General features: G+C 40.2%; 4 protein-coding genes. All 4 read left to right on the top strand.

Translation table 11 applies throughout. The annotated features are described in order from the left end of the window. Window positions 1–255: 255 nt before the first annotated feature. The 4 genes from HX124_RS17905 to HX124_RS17890 are packed head-to-tail and all read left to right on the top strand — an operon-like array spanning window position 256 to window position 2660. A complete protein-coding gene (locus HX124_RS17905) occupies window positions 256–486 on the top strand; it encodes a hypothetical protein (RefSeq protein WP_286384429.1) in 231 nt (76 codons plus the stop codon). After that, window positions 483–1520, top strand: coding sequence for a hypothetical protein (locus tag HX124_RS17900; protein WP_286384428.1), 1038 nt, complete (start codon window positions 483–485; stop codon window positions 1518–1520). The genes HX124_RS17905 and HX124_RS17900 overlap by 4 nt, the downstream gene beginning before the upstream one ends. Window positions 1521–1530: 10 nt before the next feature. Then, on the top strand, window positions 1531–2286 hold the full coding sequence (locus tag HX124_RS17895; protein ID WP_286384427.1) for an ATP-binding protein: 756 nt from the start codon (window positions 1531–1533) through the stop codon (window positions 2284–2286). After that, complete coding sequence (locus HX124_RS17890; protein WP_286384426.1) at window positions 2283–2660, top strand: hypothetical protein; 378 nt, start codon at window positions 2283–2285, stop codon at window positions 2658–2660. Before HX124_RS17895 ends, HX124_RS17890 begins: the two co-directional genes overlap by 4 nt. Window positions 2661–2809: the final 149 nt, after the last annotated feature.

Raw genomic sequence — 2809 nt, 5'->3', positions numbered from 1 at the left:
TGTGGATCTAGCAGCACTTAAACAAATGAAGAAATACACATCATGTGTAGAAAAGGAAAAAGCCTGATCTAGGGAATCAGGCTTTTAGTAACTCATTAACTCGTAACAGAGGGAGAATTAATAAATATGAGCCCAACTATACCAAAACACCCATGCACTAACAAGTGCAGCGAGTTCCAATGCAATCACTGTTTAATTATGGCGAATTCGCCAGAATTAGAATCGACTGAAAGTGATTTCTTAGTTGGTGATGTGGTGTGTATAACGGAGGCTTGGCGACCTAATACCAACAATCTTTATGTATTTGAGAATGTCATAGGTGATACAGCACAAGTTAGTTTATTTCTATCTGGTATTAGCAAAACCATGGCAATTGCCGCTGGATTTTGCGTGAGCGTTAAAAATATCCGCCACGCCACAGTCGCTGAACTCCATGCCAACCGCCGTTTAACCGAAGCTGAACACGCTTTAGCGGAGGTGTCATGAGCAACTTAGCGATGGTACAGGATCGGGATGCAGTGGTCGTTCCTTTTCCGAAGCAAGGGCAACAAACCATGTCGGATAAACAAGATGGGTTTACACCATTACCTAACTTTTTAATTGATGAACGTTATATTGCTGAATTACCTGATCAATGCGTAACGATACTGGTGGTGCTTAATCGTCACCTAAATCAAAAGGGGAATAATGTTAGAGCTTTTTCTATTAGTTTGGCACAAGAGCTATGTGGGTTTAAAGATAGCCGAACAGCTGAAAAATATCTTAAAGTTTTGGTGGAATGGCAACTCGCAATAGCGATAAAACCAAGAGGAAAAGTAAGTTTATATAGCTTGAATTTTACAAATCCTAAGCCAACAAAATACCTTTTATCTAAGCAACTACCTACATGTAATGTAGGTACACCACCCCCACAGGATGTAGGTGCATGTGATGTACCTACTGAACAACCACCCTCATATCATGTAGGTACACTACCTACACAGCATGAGGGTACACCACCCCCATGTCATGAGGGTCTAATAAAGAACTCTAATAAAGAACTTAATAAAAGTGAAGAAGAAGGCGCGTGCGAAAAAATTAAACCTGTTCAGCAACAGGAAAAAATCAACACAAGCCAATTCTTCGTTGAATACAAAAACGAAGATTGGACTTCATGTTCTTTCAAACACGTGACAGAAAAATATCCATCTGCAATTCAAGATTTCATCAGCCAAGGTGAAGCCATTTTCACTGATCTCTCAAAAACTGAGATTCTTGAAGAATTGAAAAAAATGAGCACATGGTCAGTGAGTGCATTCAAACGTACACCACAAAAATGGATGGTGGTTTGGTTGAATACATTCTTGCCTCAAGCACAAGAGCGCAAAACTGCTGAACAACGCCGTATTGCAGAACAGCAAGCTGAAAAACATAAACCAAGTCCAATGGACGTGAACGCGCGTTATGCAGATCAAATTGCTGAAAACAAGTTAGATCCTAATTTTGTGCCTACGCTAATTTTGGGCGAGGAGTTTGGTTGAGATGGGAATCATGTTTAATTTTCAAAAATCAAACGAGCTTTGCCCTGATCACTCAGTTCAAATGCTTGTTATGCGTGGCACTTTAATTTGTCCAGTCTGTTCTAAAAACGCATTGGAAGAATCACGCAAGGTTGATGCCCAAAAGCAAAAAGAAGAATGGATTAAAACACGTACCAAGCAAGCCTTTTTTCCACGTCGTCACAATGACTGCACCTTGAAAAGTTATATCGTTCAGTCAGCACCACAACAGATCGCACTTGAAGCTTCTGTGCAGTTTGCCAAGGATTGTGAACAGAACCTACTCAAAAACCTCATGCTTGTAGGGAGTACTGGAACAGGTAAAACCCATTTGGCTTGTGGTATAGGGCGTTTTTTATTGAGAATCAATAAATCAGTACGCTACATCACCAGTGCTGAGATCTCAGAAAAAGTCATTGCGAGTTGGGGGCGTAAAGATCAAACCGAAGAATCTGTGATTGAGGACTTGGCGGGTTATGACTTACTGATCATTGATGAAATTGGCTTACATGACTCATTGAGTCAGGAAGGTAAGTCTAAAAACATGAATGACATTAAAAAACAGGCTGTTCATAAAGTTTTATTTAAGCGTTATGACGATATGAAAAACACCATTCTGGTTTCTAACTATGACCAAAGTGTTCTTCAGGATTGGTTGGGTGATCGGTTGTGGTCACGTCTACGTGAAAACCAATCACAACTGGTGGATTGTGTTTGGGCAGATCAGCGCGTTGGAGGTGGTGTATGAAATCTCAAGATATTCGACAAGCGTTAATTCAAATCGCTGAGCGTCACAATAGACCACATTACACCGCTTGTGTTGTACGTGATGTTTTGAATGCTTTTCAGAATGATTTGGATCATCCGCTTAAAAACTTAGTGAAGAATGAGGTTGTGATTGAAAATCCTATAGACAATTCCAGTCTTGGTCAGTTGCAAGCATTTTGCTCTGTACGAGGTGTAAGAGCGATTTTAGCAAAGCATTCAGGTATCAGTGAATCTGTAATCACCTCACTACTCAATGGATGGACAGGATTATCAGATGACTTATGGAGACAGTTGTCATCTGCATTTGACCGTACAGAAACGGAAATGGTAAGAAATGGGAAGGGCATGGCATGAAAAAGCGTAATAAAAAATACAACCCAAATAAGATTGGCAACCTGTATCAATCGCAAGCGAATCAAACTCACGTACTCGAGATGTCTTTCAATATTGATGATGTGAATGAAAGCATCGATACATGGCGTGAAGAAAATAATTTAGCTGAC

The organism is Acinetobacter sp. 226-1, assembly GCF_030329325.1.
GTDB classification, from domain to species: Bacteria; Pseudomonadota; Gammaproteobacteria; order Pseudomonadales; family Moraxellaceae; genus Acinetobacter; species Acinetobacter sichuanensis.
Note: the sequence above shows the minus strand (reverse complement) of the source record. Positions and strands in the feature narration are given on the sequence as shown.